Genomic DNA, 15,559 nt, shown 5'->3' on the forward strand with positions numbered 1-15,559 from the left:
GACAACTCCATGAATTGGGGGGCCACGAATTGGAAGCGCTATCTGTGGCCGGTCATCGGTGTCGCGGCGGTCATCGGGTCGCTGTTGTTGCTGTGGCATGAACTGCGCGGCATCTCGATCGACGATGTCTGGGACGGCATATCCGCCATCCCGACGCGCGGCTGGATGCTTGCGGCACTGAGCTCGGTGGTCGCCTATGCCTCGCTCGCCGGCTATGACCACATCGCGCTCTTGCATATCGGCAGACGAGTGTCGTGGCTGTTCGTCACCTTCTGCTCCTTCACCACCTACGCGCTGTCGCACAATATCGGCGGCTCGGTGTTTTCGGGCGCCGTGATCCGCTACCGCGCCTACGGCACCAGGGGGCTGACCGGCCAGGATGTCGGCATTCTGGTGGCGATCTGCTGGATCACCTTCGTGCTCTCCAGCATTCTGGTCGGCGGCCTGGTGCTGGTTTTCGAGCCTGCAATCATCGACCGCTTTTCCGGCGCCCCGCACCACGGCCTGGCGATCGCCGCCGGCATCGCTTTGCTGATCCTGGTCGGCGCCTACATCTTCGGCAGCTGGCTGCATCTGAAGCCGCTGAAAATCGCCGGCTTCCAGTTGCACTACCCGGCGCTGCCGATCGTGGCGCGGCAATTGCTGATCGGCCCGATCGAGCTTCTGGCGGCGGCGGCGATCATCTTCTTTGCCCTGCCCGTTGCCGGCAATCCCGGCTATTTCGTCATCCTCGGCGTGTTCCTGGTGTCATTCTCGGTTGCGCAGATCTCGCACGCGCCGGGCGGGCTCGGCGTGTTCGAGGTCGTGTTCCTCGCCGGACTGTCTGATATGGACCCGGTCGGCGTGCTGGCGGCACTTCTGGTGTTCCGGCTGTTCTACCTGATCATCCCGCTGCTGATCGCGCTCGGCGTGGTGCTGTTCTTCGAGCATTCGCAATACAGCCGGACGGAGAGCTGAGGATCATTGGGTGCGGCGCGCCACCCGGGCGTAATTGCCCCTATGAAACGCTGTGATTGAAACGCAGCTTAGGCTTGACTATTTTCCGGCGCCGGCTACAAGGCACGCGCGGCTGCTTCGGCGGCCCACCAGCGCGACAGCGCCTGCTGGGGAATAGGTTAACGGTAGACCCACGGACTCTGACTCCGTTAGTCCTGGTTCGAATCCAGGTTCCCCAGCCAAGGCACGTCATGCCCACTGACAGCCAGTACATCCTCGAACGCATCCGCCAGGGATGCGTGGAGTTGTCCGATGACGAGTTCGCCATCGACAGGCTGGCAAAATATGTCGGCAACGGGAGAATCCGCTGGCATGTCGAGTTCCGTGGGCATCGCATCGAGCTGACAACCGGCCAGATCAAGAAGCAGCCTACCTTTCGCAGGAAAATCCTCGAACAGGCCGGCGTTCTGCCGCCGCAGCGTGCCGGGGCCGATTACCGGCGATGGGCACTCGATCTCAGGCGGAATGCCATCGAGCTTCCCTGGCGCGACAGGCCGGTCGATGCCGGTTTTGCCATCGACAGGCTGACCAGCCACGGCGATGGGCGCTGGACGGTGCAATATCAGGGCAAGGCGATAAAATTCACGACGACGAAACTGCGCCGGCAACTCAGTTTCCGCAAACGCATGCTGGCCAAGGCTAAGGTGCTGCCGCCGGAATTGGCCCCGCCTGCCTATCGCAAGTGGATGGACTCGCTCATGCAAAACGCCACAGAGGCGGTACCGCAGGCCGGCGAAGCTTCGGCGACGGAGAAGAGTTGGCTTGACGACCTGCCGGAGCTGGCCGGCTGGGAAGATGAAGCGCCGCCCGAGAATTGATTGGGTTCCAATGATCATGAAATCGGGCGATGCTTCTCCGGAACTGCGCGATTGGGCAGCGGACGTTCTGGGGATACATACCGATATCCAAATGCCGGCCAAAACCGCCCAGCGGTAACCCTCCCGCCAGGCCTGATATTTCCCCGGCAGGAACTTGGTCGCCGCCGAAGTCAGCGGCCGGCGCCGCTCATCAAGAGATTGCCTGAGGAGGCGCCGGCCAGGCGGGCATTGGGGTACCCGCCGACGCTACATTAGCATTAACGCATAGATTTGGTATGGCGCGAACGCGGAAGGGCGGCTGCCTTCACAGCAGCATTCCGCAATTTTTCCCAAGACCCCCAACCCGCAACGCTGCGATGGTTGGAACGCCCAGCGTTTCGGCGTGGCTTGCCCTGGAGACAATCATGACGACGTTTCTCGCCGCTCTCGCATCCGAAGGTCCCCCAGCCGACCGGGCGAAAGACATGGACCTGTATGGATGGTTGATTGGCAGTTGGGACATGGAGACGCTCCACCACCGCAACGACGGCACAATTCAGAAATGGGATGGCGAGTGTCACTTTGGTTGGGTGCTCGAAGGCCGCGCCATTCAGGACATCTGGATCAGGCCCAGGCGCCCTGCCCCGTCCACCATGTATGGCACGACCTTGCGCGTCTTCGATCCCGGGATCGGTGGCTGGCATATCATCTGGAGCGATCCGCCCAACCAGGATTACTCGCGCCAGATCGGGCGGGCCGAAGGCAAGGACATCGTCCAGATGGGCGCCGACTCGCGCGGCCTGCAGGCGCGGTGGCGGTTCACCGAGATCACCGCCGCCAGCTTTCACTGGATCGGCGAGGAGAGACGAGCGGAGAGCGACCCCTGGCGCGTGACATATGAGCATTTCGCGCGCCGAACGGGATCCTGAAGCACGCCTGTGCATTCAGCCCCTCGTGCCTACGGGCGAGGTACGACCATAGATTAGCGATAGCTCAATTAACACCAAACCAGGATCTCAAATCGCCGGTACAAGCGCGCCCAAGAACCTTCATATGTACTGAGCGCGAACTGACGCTAGACAAGTGAAAATTCCAATAGCATTGTTGGCACTGGGACGGGGCTCGACCGGCAAGCGCAGAGGATGCTTGTCGGTGGTTGGCAACTGCTAAACCGTACAGCCGTAATTGCCACGGCTGCGAGACCAAGGAGCCCAAGGATGCCGAACCCAAGCCAAACCAGCGATCAATGGTGGGTCAACGACCAGACGCCGGACAACCCGTACGGCAAAAGCGAAGATTACGGAGCCTTCCTCACCTATCTTGGAGCGCTGGACCGGTCGATAACGCCGGCGATCGCGGCGGGAACGCTGAGGATCAATGTCTCCGAGCTCAATGACCATCCCGAATACAAGGCCGCCGCGATCGGCGCCTTGCAGATGTGGGCCAGTGTCACCCCGTTGAAGTTCGAAATCGTCGACAATGCACCATACAACAGCGCAACGGACTGGATGCAGGTTGTCAGCCCCGAACTGGGCGAAGAGGACGACGGCAGCGCCTATTCCAACGACCGCTATGTCAGCATCGGCCAGCGTTTCCACGACACCGAGGTCAACAAGACGGATATTGGCGGCTATGTCTTCGATTCCTTCATCCATGAATTCGGTCATGAGTTCGGGCTGAACCACCCCGGGCTCTACAATTACAGCGGCCCAGGCGGCGTACAGATCAATTACCTGAACAATGCGACCTGGACCTACGACCGTCAGCAATACAGCGTCATGTCCTATTTCGACGGGATCGATGTCGGTGAAACCAGCCGCTGGTCGGCGTCAACGCCGATGATGGCCGACATCGAGGCTGTCATCCGCCGCTTTTTCTCCACCGTCGACGAGAACGGCGTGCGCACCTATCAGCATATCGATCTCAACACGGGCGACAACGTCTACGGCTTCGGCAGTGCCGTGGACGGCTACCGGCTGACCTCCTCGGGCATGCAGCACGATATCGGTTTTGTCATCCATGACACCGGAGGAACCGACACGATCGACTTCTCCGGCTCGACGGCCGGCACGATCCTCGATCTGCGCGCCGGGCAGTTCTCCAGCGTCAACGGCCATAGCAACAATGTGTCGATCTTTGCCGGGCACAACGCCGACGGCACGGACTATTACATCGAGAACGGCATCGGCAGCAGCTATGACGACGTCCTGATCGGCAATGACGGAGCCAACGTGCTGGATGGCCGCGGCGGCGGCGACCGCATGGCCGGCAATGGCGGCGACGACACCTACTTCGTCGATTCTCTCGACGACATCGTGCGCGAGGAAGCGAATGGCGGGAATGACACGGTCGTTCTGCTGAACCGGAACTTGAATATCCGGAAAATCGCCAACGTCGAACACATCATCTACGCCGACGAGTCGACACTCCAGCCTGGAGACGGCGGCACCGAAACCGCACCGACCATCGGCGACAACACGATGACCAGCGTCATCTTCGGCGACAATGGCAACAATACGCTCGACGGCGGCGCCGGCGACGACACGATCTTCGGTCAGGGCGGCGATGATCTCATCATCGGCGGCCGCGACTCGCTCGCCAGCCGCGACATCAACAACACCATCGATGTCGCCGACCTTCCAGACCAGACCGAGAGCGACGACGGCAATGACACGCTCTATGGCGGCCGCGGCAACGATACGATCCTCGGCGGCCAGGGCAACGACATCCTCGACGGCGGCGACGGCGACGATACGCTGAGCGGCCAAGATGGCGTCGATATATTCAGGGGCGGCGCCGGCGTCGACACGGTAGACTTCAGCAAGGAGAGCCCCTTCCAACTGCTCGTCAACCTCGAGACGAACGTTGCCAATGGCGGCACCGCCACCGGCGACACCTTCTACAGCATCGAAAACCTGATCGGCTCCGATGACCGCATCGACCGTTTCATCGGTACGTCGGCGGCAAATCATTTCTGGGGCCGGGGCGGCGGCGACTATTTCAACGGCGGCGGCGGCAACGACATACTGGATGGCGGCAATGACGGCGACATCCTGTACGGTGAAGCCGGCAACGACACGATCATCGGCGGCGCCGGCCAGGACTATCTGGATGGCGGCGCCGGCATTGATACGGTCGTCTACGAAGGCAGTTCCGCCGGCGTGACGATCGACCTCGCCAATGGCACGGCCAATGGCGGCGACGGCGATGGCCCGGTGCAGATCGTCGGGCGCGGCACCGTTATCCGGCACGACATCCTGGTCGGCTTCGAAAACGCCGTCGGGTCGTTCTTCGACGACCATCTCATCGGCAACGCCCAGGCCAACAAACTTTCCGGCGGCGCCGGCAACGACACGCTGACCGGCGGTGGCGGCGCCGATATATTGAATGGCGGCGCCGGCAGCGACACGGCGGACTACGCCGACGCGGCCAGCGGGCAAAACCTCAAACTGGGTGGCGGCAAATCCGGCGGCGACACCTATATCTCGATCGAAAATCTGGCTGGCTCGGGCTTCAACGATCACCTGACCGGCGATGGCGCGGCCAATGTGCTGACCGGCCAGGGCGGCGCCGACAAGATCGACGGCGGCGGCGGCGATGACACCCTGCTCGGCGATTTCGCCTATCAGGGCGATGCTCCGCCACGCCCGGGCATGGGCACCGGCTACGCCACGCTCGGACCGGACGCGACCAACAATTCGGTCTCGACCGCCTTCGACATCTCGAACAACTTCTCGCTGACCGCCGACCCCGACATCTTCGATTCGACGACCACCCTTCACACCACCGTCAATGCCACCGGAAACGGCTTGGGCGGATATTACAGCATCAACCTGGCGGCCGGCACGATCATCACCATCGACATCGATGGCATTGCCGACCCCAATGTCCATGACAGCATCGTCAGGGTGCTGGACAGCGATGGCAATATCGTCGCCCAGAACGACGATGGCGGCAACGACCCCGGCTCCAACAACGGCCGCGATTCGAGCACCAGCTTCATCGTTCAGGAAACCGGAACCTACTATATTGTGGAGGGCGAATGGTCGGACTCGGCTCCTGGCGATGGCTGGGTCGAATCCGTGCCGGAGGGCTCGACTTACAAGCTGAACGTGTCGGTCGAATTCCCGCCGGCACCAGCTCAGCCGGGCGTTACGGGCGCCGATACGCTCAACGGCGGCGGCGGCAGCGACCTTTTGGATGGCGGGCTGGCTGCCGATACGCTGACCGGCGGCGCCGGCGACGACTATTTCCGCTTCTCGACAGAACTCGGGAACGGCAATATCGACTGGATCAAGGACTTCAAGGTCGCCGACGATACGATCCTGCTGGACAACCTCATCTTTGACAGCGTTGGCGGCGACGGCGCCCTCGCCCTGGGCTCATTCTACAAGAGCGCAGCCGGCGCTGCTCATGATGCCGACGACCGCATCATCTACGACACCGACAGTGGAATATTGTCTTACGACGCCGATGGTTCCGGACAGGGAGCGGCCGTTCAGTTTGCACACCTGAACACAAATCTGGATCTTTCGGCTGCAGACTTCATTGTCATCTAACGCGTTGCCGGGAGGGGTGCCGTCAGGCTCTCCTCCCGCATACCCCAGCGCAGTGAAAAGGGAGAGGACGCGATGACCGACCGCCGCACAGTGTTAATGGCCGCCGGAGTTGCGGCAGTCGCCGCGGCCACCGGGGCGGCGGCAGCGCAATCGCCAGATATTCGCGCAACCGATATTCGCGGCGCCGTCACCTTTGTGGGCGGCAAGTCTATCCCGGAAGGTCATCTCGAGATCTATCTCGATGATCCCGCCATCCACGACAGTGGGCGACGCCGCGCCGCCAAAACCAGCCTCAAGAGCGAGGGCGGCTCAAAGACGATAGAATTTTCCTTGCCCCTGCCCGCAAGCTCGACCGCTTCACCAACGCTGCAGGTCATTGCGCGCCTGGAGCGTGCGGACGGCTGGCTGGTGGCGCGGGGCAGCGCGCAGTTCCAGGCCGGCCTGCCCGTCCATGTCACACTCAAGGCAGTTATCTATTGAAGGGCGAGATGCCATATCCTGATTGCGAGCCTGCATGCAGCTGACGCCATCGACGCCGCTTACGCTGGTCGGAATCCTGGCGTCCTTTCGACGTGCGTTTTCGGGCATCGTCCTGATGAGCGGGGTCGTCAACGTGCTGACCCTGACCGGCTCGTTCTTCATGCTGCAAGTCTATGACCGCGTCGTTCCGGGTCGCAGCGTGCCGACGCTGGTCGGCCTGGCGGTGCTTGCGGGAACATTGTTCGTGTTTCAGGGCGTGCTGGAGTTGATCCGCTCTCGCCTCATGGTTCGGCTGGGACAGGGGCTGGACGCAAAGCTGAGCCCGTCGGTCTATTCGGCGCTGATGCGCCTGCCGCTGCGCGCCAAGCCTTCCGGCGACGGGCTGCAACCCCTACGGGATCTCGATCAGGTCCGCTCCTTTATCGGCAGTGCCGGACCGACCGCTTTGTTCGACCTGCCATGGATGCCGCTCTACATCGGCATCTGTTTCATTTTTCATTTCTGGATCGGCGTTACCGCGCTTGCCGGCGCCGTTGTCCTGTTTGCACTGACGCTTCTGGCCGAATTCCGGACCCGCGGCCCGACAAGGATCGCCGGACAGCACGCGGCCGTTCGCAGCACGTTGGCCGAGGCGACAAGGCGCAATGCCGAAGCCATGCAGGCCATGGGTTTTGGCGGGCGTATCGCCGAGCGGTGGTCTGCCGTCAATGCCGAGTACCTGAACGCCCATGCGGCGGCCAGCGATGTCGCGGGAACGCTTGGCACGATTTCCAAGATCCTGCGGTTGATGCTGCAATCGGCAATGCTGGCGATCGGCGCTTATCTGGTCATCAAGCAAGAGGCGACCGGCGGCATCATGATCGCAAGCTCGATCATGATGGGCAGGGCGCTGGCTCCGATCGAACTGGCGATAGCGCATTGGAAGGGTTTCATTTCGGCGCGGCAAAGCTGGGCACGCCTGAAGCAGCTTCTGTCCGCGCTGCCGGAAGGCGCAACCGGCGTGACCCTGCCCGCGCCTGTCAGCGCGCTGGCGGTCGAGAATGTCAGTGTCGCGCCGCCGGGCGAACGCACGCCGGTGGTGTGGGATGCAAGTTTTTCACTGGCCAAGGGAGCAGGCCTGGGGGTCATCGGCCCGAGTGCTTCCGGCAAATCATCGCTGGTGCGTACGCTTGCAGGTGTCTGGCTGCCGGCGCGCGGCGCCGTGCGGCTGGACGGAGCGACGCTTGACCAGTGGCCGGCCGACGAGTTGGGCAAACATATCGGCTACCTGCCGCAGGATGTGCAGTTGTTCGACGGCACGATTGCGCAGAACATCGCCCGCTTCGACCCGGATGCGTCATCCGACATGGTGCTTGCGGCAGCCAAGGCCGCCGGCGTGCATGATCTCGTCGTGCATCTGGCCGACGGTTACGACACGAAGGTTGGCGAAGCCGGCGCCTCGCTGTCGGCGGGGCAACGGCAGCGTGTCGCCCTTGCCCGCTCTCTCTATGGCGATCCGTTCATGGTCATCCTGGACGAGCCGAATTCCAATCTCGACTCGGAGGGTGAAGTGGCCTTGTCCGCAGCGATCCAGGGCATCAGGGACCGCGGCGGCATCGTTATCGTCGTCGCGCACCGGTCCAGTGTGCTGGCCAATGTCGATACGGTGCTGGTGATGGCCAATGGCCATGTGCAGGCCTTCGGTCCGAAGGACGAGGTGCTGAACAAGGTCTTCCGATCGGCAGCGCCGCTCAAGGTCGTTGCCGCCACGGAGCGAGGCGTTCCGGCATGAGCGAGGACAGAAGCGCTTTGCATCACCGGCAGGTCCGCCGCTATCTCGTGGCTGGCGTTGCTACCTGTCTGCTGCTTGTCGGAGGTGTTGGCGGCCTGGCGGCAGTGACCAAGATGTCGGGTGCGGTGATCGCAGCTGGCCGGCTGGTGGTCGATTCCAATGTAAAGAAGGTTCAGCATCCGACGGGCGGCGTGGTCGGCGAGATCAGGGTGCGTGAAGGCGACCGGGTCAAGGCGGGCGATATTCTGGTGCGGCTGGACGAGACGACAACGCGCGCCAATCTGGCGATCGTCTCAAAAGGTCTGGATGAGTTTTATGCACGGTTGGCGCGCCTGGAGGCGGAGCGTGACGGCAAGGACACGATCAGCTTTCCGGACGTTTTAACATCGCGGCGCGACGAAGCCGGTGTCGCCGCATCGATGGCCGGAGAACAATCGCTGTTCGATTTCCGGCACCAGGCGCGATCCGGCCAGCGATCTCAATTGCGCGAACGGATCGCCCAGTTGACGCAGGAGACCGCCGGCCTGACCGAGCAGCGGCAGGCGAAACGCCGCGAGATCGAGCTGATAGGGATCGAGCTGGAAGGGGTGCGGTCGCTCTGGCGTCGCAAGCTGATAGGGATCGAGCGGATGACGGCGCTGGAACGGGACGCGGTGCGGCTCGAAGGCGAGCATGGCCAGTTGACCGCCGGAATTGCCCAGGTGAAAGGCAAGGCGTCCGAGATCGAACTGCAGATTATCCAGATCGACCAGGACCTTCGCAGCGAGGTCGCAACCGACTTACGCGAAACCCAAGGGAAGATCTCCGAGTTCGTCGAACGCAAGGTGGCGGCCGAGGACCAGTTGAAGCGCATCGATCTGCGCAGCCCGCAGGATGGCGTGGTGCTGCAGTTGGCCGTGCATACGATCGGCGGGGTGATCACCCCCGGCGAACAGGTGATGCAGATCGTACCGGTGACGGACGACCTGACCGTTGAAGCGCATATCGCACCGCAGGATATCGACCAGGTGACGATGGGCCAGAATGCGATTTTGCGCCTGTCGGCCTTCAATCGGCAAACCACGCCGGAGCTGACCGGGACGCTGTCGCGGATCTCGGCGGATCTCACCATCGAAGAGCGCACCGGAGCAGCCTTCTATGTGGCGCGGGTGACGCTGCCCAAAACCGAGGTCGCCAAGCTGCGCGGGCTGGCGCTGGCGCCAGGCATGCCGGCCGAAGTGTTCTTCCCGACGGGCGACCGGACGATGCTTTCCTATCTGGTGAAGCCGCTGTCGGATCAGATCCAGAAAGCTTTCCGGGAAGAGTGAAGCCGCACCTTTGAGAGCTGAAGCCTCGGGACCGGCTGGTTGCCGGTCCCCAAGGGGTAGCCCCTACTCCGCTGCCTTATACCCCGCGATGCCCTTGATCTCGAGGAAATCCTCCAGCCCGTATTCGGCGTATTCGCGGCCGTTGCCGGATTGCTTGTAGCCGCCGAATGGCAGGCCGGCGTCCCATTGCGGATAGTTGATGTAGACAGTGCCGGTGCGCATGCGGGCGGCGACTTCGCGGGCCTTCTCGATATCCTTGGCCTGGATGTAGGACGCCAGCCCATAGACAGTGTCGTTGGCGGTGCCGATCGCCTCTTCCACTGTGTCGTAAGGCATGATCGCCAGCACCGGCCCGAAGATTTCCTCGCGCGCGATGCGCATGTCTGATGTGACGTCGGCGAACACGGTGGGGCGGACATAGTAGCCGCGGTTGAGCTCGGCCGGACGCCCCGGTCCACCCGCGACCAGCGTGGCGCCTTCATCTATGCCGGCCTGGATCAGGTCCTGGATCTTGTCGAACTGGATCTGGCTGACCACCGGGCCGAGCTTGGTGCCGGCCGCATCGGCCGGGCCGACGGTCAATTTTTCGGCCGCCGTCTTGGCGTAGCCGGTCGCCTCGTCATGGCGGTCGCGCGGCACGAACATGCGGGTCGGCGCGTTGCAGGACTGGCCCGAGTTGCTGAAGCAGCCGGCGACGCCCTTGCTGACGGCCTTTTCGAGATCGACATCGGGAAACAGGATGTTGGCCGACTTGCCGCCGAGTTCCTGATGCACGCGCTTGACCGTGTCGGCGGCCGCCTTGGCGACCAGGATGCCGGCGCGGGTCGACCCGGTGAACGACATCATGTCGACATCGGGATGGCTGGACAGCGCCTGGTCGACGCCCGGGCCGTCGCCGTTGACGAGGTTGAAGACGCCCTTGGGAACGCCTGCCTCGTCGATGATTTCGGCAAAGATGATGGCGTCGAGCGGGGCGATTTCCGAGGGCTTCAGAACCATGGTGCAGCCGGCGGCAAGGGCGGGGCCGACCTTGCAGGTGATCTGGTTCAGCGGCCAGTTCCACGGCGTGATCAGGCCGACGACCCCGATCGGCTCCTTGACGATCAGCGACGAGCCCTTGACGTGGCGGAATTCGAACGACTTCAGCACCTCGGCCATCTTCCGCAGATGTGCCAGGCCAATGCCGACCTGGCTGTCGAGTGCCATCTGGCGCGGCGCGCCCATCTCGCGCGATACGGCCAGCGCCAGATCGGCGCTGCGCTTCTTGTAGACCTCGATTATGCGGTTGAGGATATCGAGGCGCTCCTCGACCGAAGTGAAGCCGAATGTCTCGAAGGCGCGCTTGGCGGCCGCAACCGCCTTGTCGACATCGGCCTTTGAGCCGAGCGAAATCTGCGCGAAAGCATCTTCGTTTGACGGGTCGATGACGTCGAGTGTGCTGGGCACGACAGGATCGACCCACACGCCGTCGATATAGAACTGCAGATTGTGTGACACGGGCTTCTCCTCGGGGGATTTCTGAATTGATGGGGGCGATCGCCAGATCGTCGTATCGGGGATAACGATGGGGCAAGAGCGATGTCAAACGCAAGGGCGGGCGATTGAGCCTACGGCTACAGAAGCGTGTGCCCCGCCGCGACCAGAAGCCCCCTTGCCGCGGCTTCATCCTTGGCTTTGACGAGCAGATGGTCACCATCGAAGGTGGATACCAGAAAAATGCCGAGTTCGCTTTCCGACAATGGCTTTATCACCGACAGGACGATGCCGGTTTCGTCGAAGGCAAAGGGACCTTGGAGTTTCAGGGCGACCCAGTCCCTGTCATGCTTCACCCCGTCCGGCACCCGATCCTGCAGGCAGACGACCGAAAGCTCGTCCTCTGTCCTGGTGATGCTGACGAAGCCCGGCCCGTCCGCCCAGCCGGGAATGCTGTCTTTTGCTTCGAGGCGCGAAACCGCATACCGCCCCGTGAGCGGCTTCAACCGGACCCTGACTGCCATCCGATCCTCCCTGTTATCGGCCATCACCCAGTTTCTTGCTCATATAGACCGTCATGCCGTTCATGAACGGCTCCTCCCGGTCGATCGTATAGCCATGCCGTTTGTACAACAACACATTGGCCATGAAGGCGCCGTTGGTCAGCAGGCGCAGCTCGAAGCAGCTGGCCTCCAGCGCCTTCTGCTCCGCCCGTTCCAGCAACAGCCGGCCGATGCCCCTGCCCTGCGCCTGTGGCGCGACGCAGACATTCTCGATCCAGAGATGATCGTCGGCCAGGATGGTCTCGATCATGCCGACGATGCGGCCATTTTCGATGGCGAGATCGAACGGATGTTCGGCGACCGCCTTGTCATAGTCGGCGCGCATCGGCAGCGGCTCGCGGCCGATCAGAGGCACCCATTTGGCATAGGCGGCACGCACAATGTCCCTGATGGCGGCAGCGTCCGCCGGTTGGGCCGGCCGAAACAGGATGGAAGAATTGGACATGGCAAAGGCTCCAGACATGAAAACCCCGCCGGCAGACGTCGCGGGCGGGGCTGGAACGAACGAACCGACTTAGTGTGCCGGTCTTTGTCGTCGCGCCTTGCCGCTCCGCACTGTGCAGAGGCGACGTCGCTGGGCGATGGCGAGCGAGAAAATGGACATGACGCCACGCTGGAGTGCAAGACGCAGAGCGTCAAGCTGCATAACCGAGCCAGTCATCATGTTTGCATGGCACAGGCAAGATTGAAGGCATTGCCGACCGTTCACAAAAATCGATCATTTCAACAAAAACAATTCGTTGGAAAGATCGATTCTGGAATGACATTCTCCTGAGGTACTTGCGTGGAGAATTGCATTGTCTTCCGCCGCCCAGCTAGCGAACGATATTCCGATCAGCATGATTTCCGCCGATCTGGCCGTGGGCCGGAAGCGGCTCGGTTCCGTGTGGAATGGCGTCATCCCCGAGATCGTGCTGGTGGCGATGATCACGGGGGTGGCCTTCTCGGCCCATAATGTCTCCGGCTTCGCGCTGTTCAGCCCGATGATCCTCGCCGTCGTCGCCGGCATGATCTATTCCAACGTGCTCGGCACGCCCGCCCACGCCAAGGCCGGCATTGCATTCTCGCAGAAGCGCCTGCTGCGCTTTGCCATCGTGCTGCTCGGCTTTCAGCTGACGCTCGGCCAGGTTGTCTCCATCGGCGCCGGCGGCGTCGGCATCGTGGCGCTGACCCTTGGAGCGACCTTCGTCTTCACCATTACGCTTGGCCGGCTGATCGGCGTCGACGCCAAGCTGGCGCAGCTGATTGCCGCCGGCACCTCGATCTGCGGCGCTTCGGCGATCGTTGCCACCAACATCGTCACCGATGCGCGCGACGAGGACGTCACTTATGCCGTCGCCTCGATCACGCTGTTCGGCACCGTCGCCATGCTCGGCTTTCCGCTGCTGGCGCCGGTGCTCGGCCTCGACCAGCACGCATTCGGCCTGTGGGCCGGCGCCTCGATCCACGAGGTGGCACAGGTCATCGGCGCCGGCTTCCAGAACGGCGCCCAGTCCGGCGAGATCGCCACCGTCGCCAAGCTGACCCGCGTCGCCCTGCTGGCGCCGATGGTCATCGCGCTCGGCCTGATGGCGCGCCGCAAGAGCAATGGCGATCGCCCAAGCGACCAATCCGGTGCGCGGCCGCCGATGCCGTGGTTCGTCGCCGCTTTCATCGCCGTCGTGGCGCTGAACAGCCTGGTTGCCGTGCCGGCCGAAGTGAAGTCGGCCATGGCGTTCGCCACCACCATCATGCTGACCATGGGGCTCGCCGCCATGGGTCTGCAGGCCAACATTTCGCAGCTGCGCTCGCGCGGCCTTCGCCCGCTGGCGCTCGCCTCCTGCGCCTTCCTGTTCATCGGCTGCTTCAGCCTGATGCTGGTGAAGTTCGCTTAATCCTCGAACGAACTCGCCGCGACATAGATCGCGGCAAGCGCCTCGATGCCCGCCTGGTCGTCCTTGTCGAAGCGGCCGGGCGCCGGGCTGTCGAGGTCGATCAGGCCGAAGACGCCGTCATTGTCCCTCAGCAGCACGACGAGTTCCGAGCGCGAGTCGGCGTCGCAAGCGATGTGGCCGGCAAATTCATGCACATCCTTGACCAGCATCGACATTTCGAGATCGATGGCGGTGCCGCATACGCCCTTGCCGACGGCGATGCGCACGCAGGCCGGCTTGCCCTGGAACGGTCCGAGCACCAGCTCCTCGTCGGAGGCCAGGAAATAGAAGCCGGCCCAGTTGAGATCGGGCACCATCTGGAAGATCAGCGCCGATGTGTTGGCGGCGTTGGCGACGGAGTCGCTCTCGCCTTCCAGCAGCGCCTTCAACTGGGTGGCCAGTTCGCGGTAGAAGGCCGGCTTGTCGGTGCTGTCGATGGTCTGGGCCGCAAACATGGCGTCGTCTCCATTGCCGGCGGGCCAAAAAGCCCGTTACATTTCCTGTCTGCCACCAATGACGCTCCCAGGAAATACACAATTGTGAATACCGACCGTGCCAGCCAAACACACGACCGGGCGCAACCCGCAGCGAGCGAAGGTCCCCTCACCTTCGCTGTGCTGGTCTTTCCCGGCTTTCCGATGATGGCGTTCAGTTCGGTGATCGAGCCGCTGCGCGCCGCCAATGTGCTGGCCAAGCGCGATTGTTACCGCTGGGTGATCGTCGGCGCCGACCAGGGCACGGTCGAGGCGTCCAATGGGGTTGTCATACAACCGGGATTCTCAGCCTCGAGCGCACCGAAGGTCGACCGCATCGTCGTCTGCTCCGGCGGCAATGCGGACTTGCTTGTCGCGGACGATGCGGTTGCCTGGATCCGCAGGAGCCTGCGCGCCGGCGCCCATATCGGCGCGGTGGCCGACGCCGCCTTCTTCCTCGCCAGGGCCGGCTTGCTCGACGGCCATGCTTGCACCTTGCACTGGACCAGCCAGGCGGCCTTCACGGAGGCCTTCCCGGATATCGAGCTTCGGCGCGATCTCTATGTCATCGACCGCAAACGCTTCACCTCGGCCGGTGGCGTCGGCAGCCTCGACATGATGCTGGAGATCATCACCAACGATTATGGCGGCGAGCTCGCGGCCGGAAACACCTTCGGCGTCGATCNGCTTGGCATGACGGAGCTGGCGGCAAGGCTCGGTGTCTCCTCCGACAAGCTGGAGCGCAATTTCCGCACCGAGCTCAGCATTTCGCCCAACGGCTATTACCGGCGCCTCAGGCTACGGCGCGCCGCCGACCTGTTGGCCCATTCGACGCTGATGGTGCGAGACGTGGCGCTGGCCTGCGGCTTCGCGTCCATGTCAAGTTTTGCCCGAGCGTTTCGCGAGGAGCATGGGCACGCGCCGAAGGCGATGCGGCGGCATTAGAGGGCGCTGCGCGCTAACGCGGTGAGATGCTGGCGGGACAGCGCCCCCCTCTGTCCTGCCGGACATCTCCCCCACACGGGGGGAGATCAGATGTCGCCTCGGCTTTCGCCAATCACCAACGTTGCAGGGCGAGCGGGACGCGAAAGCTGCTAATCTCCCTCCTTGTGGGGGAGATGTCCGGCAGGACAGAGGGGGCGCGAAGGATCGCAACATTGCCCTTTGTATCCATGCCCTTCTTGCGGCATTTCGCACGACATCTGCGGATTCTCGCACAGACATTTT

The 15,559-nt window shown here is 62.9% G+C and carries 13 protein-coding genes and 1 tRNA gene; 10 read left to right on the forward strand and 4 right to left on the reverse strand.

All coding sequences use genetic code 11. The features are described 5' to 3' along the window. Positions 1 to 9 precede the first annotated feature (9 nt). From X750_RS148990 to X750_RS148960, 8 genes are all read left to right on the forward strand, one after another. Positions 10 to 957 (forward strand): lysylphosphatidylglycerol synthase domain-containing protein, encoded by a 948-nt coding sequence (locus tag X750_RS148990; protein ID WP_023747698.1) that lies wholly within the window; start codon positions 10 to 12, stop codon positions 955 to 957. A 147-nt stretch (positions 958 to 1,104) separates the two neighbouring features. Then, a tRNA-Gln gene (locus tag X750_RS148985) sits at positions 1,105 to 1,178 on the forward strand. 9 nt (positions 1,179 to 1,187) lie between these two features. Beyond that, positions 1,188 to 1,814 (forward strand): hypothetical protein, encoded by a 627-nt coding sequence (locus tag X750_RS0132920; RefSeq protein ID WP_031196890.1) that lies wholly within the window; start codon positions 1,188 to 1,190, stop codon positions 1,812 to 1,814. 404 nt (positions 1,815 to 2,218) lie between these two features. Next, on the forward strand, positions 2,219 to 2,722 hold the full coding sequence (locus tag X750_RS148980; RefSeq protein WP_023705804.1) for a hypothetical protein: 504 nt from the start codon (positions 2,219 to 2,221) through the stop codon (positions 2,720 to 2,722). Positions 2,723 to 3,010: 288 nt separating this feature from the next. Continuing rightward, entirely contained in the window at positions 3,011 to 6,352 is a 3,342-nt protein-coding gene (locus X750_RS148975; protein ID WP_023747699.1) for a M10 family metallopeptidase C-terminal domain-containing protein, read from the forward strand. 72 nt (positions 6,353 to 6,424) lie between these two features. Then, entirely contained in the window at positions 6,425 to 6,832 is a 408-nt protein-coding gene (locus X750_RS148970) for a hypothetical protein (protein WP_023705802.1), read from the forward strand. Between the two features lie 34 nt (positions 6,833 to 6,866). Further along, positions 6,867 to 8,603 (forward strand): type I secretion system permease/ATPase, encoded by a 1,737-nt coding sequence (locus X750_RS148965; RefSeq protein ID WP_023705801.1) that lies wholly within the window; start codon positions 6,867 to 6,869, stop codon positions 8,601 to 8,603. After that, entirely contained in the window at positions 8,600 to 9,910 is a 1,311-nt protein-coding gene (locus X750_RS148960) for an HlyD family type I secretion periplasmic adaptor subunit (protein ID WP_023705800.1), read from the forward strand. Before X750_RS148965 ends, X750_RS148960 begins: the two co-directional genes overlap by 4 nt. Positions 9,911 to 9,973: 63 nt before the next feature. On the opposite strand, the gene X750_RS148955 is transcribed toward X750_RS148960, so the two are convergent. The 3 genes from X750_RS148955 to X750_RS148945 form a co-directional block, all read right to left on the reverse strand. After that, entirely contained in the window at positions 9,974 to 11,407 is a 1,434-nt protein-coding gene (locus X750_RS148955) for an aldehyde dehydrogenase family protein (protein WP_023747700.1), read from the reverse strand. A 116-nt stretch (positions 11,408 to 11,523) separates the two neighbouring features. Next, a complete protein-coding gene (locus tag X750_RS148950; RefSeq protein WP_023705798.1) occupies positions 11,524 to 11,907 on the reverse strand; it encodes an ACT domain-containing protein in 384 nt (127 codons plus the stop codon). Between the two features lie 13 nt (positions 11,908 to 11,920). Further along, entirely contained in the window at positions 11,921 to 12,391 is a 471-nt protein-coding gene (locus X750_RS148945; protein WP_023705797.1) for a GNAT family N-acetyltransferase, read from the reverse strand. A gap of 352 nt (positions 12,392 to 12,743) precedes the next feature. On the opposite strand from X750_RS148945, the gene X750_RS148940 reads away from it, so the two are divergent. Beyond that, a complete protein-coding gene (locus X750_RS148940; protein ID WP_023747701.1) occupies positions 12,744 to 13,820 on the forward strand; it encodes a YeiH family protein in 1,077 nt (358 codons plus the stop codon). On the opposite strand, the gene X750_RS148935 is transcribed toward X750_RS148940, so the two are convergent. Continuing rightward, entirely contained in the window at positions 13,817 to 14,314 is a 498-nt protein-coding gene (locus tag X750_RS148935) for a GAF domain-containing protein (RefSeq protein ID WP_023698045.1), read from the reverse strand. The genes X750_RS148940 and X750_RS148935 overlap by 4 nt on opposite strands. A gap of 183 nt (positions 14,315 to 14,497) precedes the next feature. Here X750_RS148935 and X750_RS148930 point away from each other — a divergent pair, with 183 nt between their 5' ends. After that, positions 14,498 to 15,277, forward strand: coding sequence for a helix-turn-helix domain-containing protein (locus tag X750_RS148930; RefSeq protein WP_084567164.1), 780 nt, complete (start codon positions 14,498 to 14,500; stop codon positions 15,275 to 15,277). Positions 15,278 to 15,559 lie beyond the last annotated feature (282 nt).

Origin of the sequence: Mesorhizobium sp. LNJC391B00, assembly GCF_000502535.1 — a bacterium.
Taxonomy (GTDB): domain Bacteria; phylum Pseudomonadota; class Alphaproteobacteria; order Rhizobiales; family Rhizobiaceae; genus Mesorhizobium.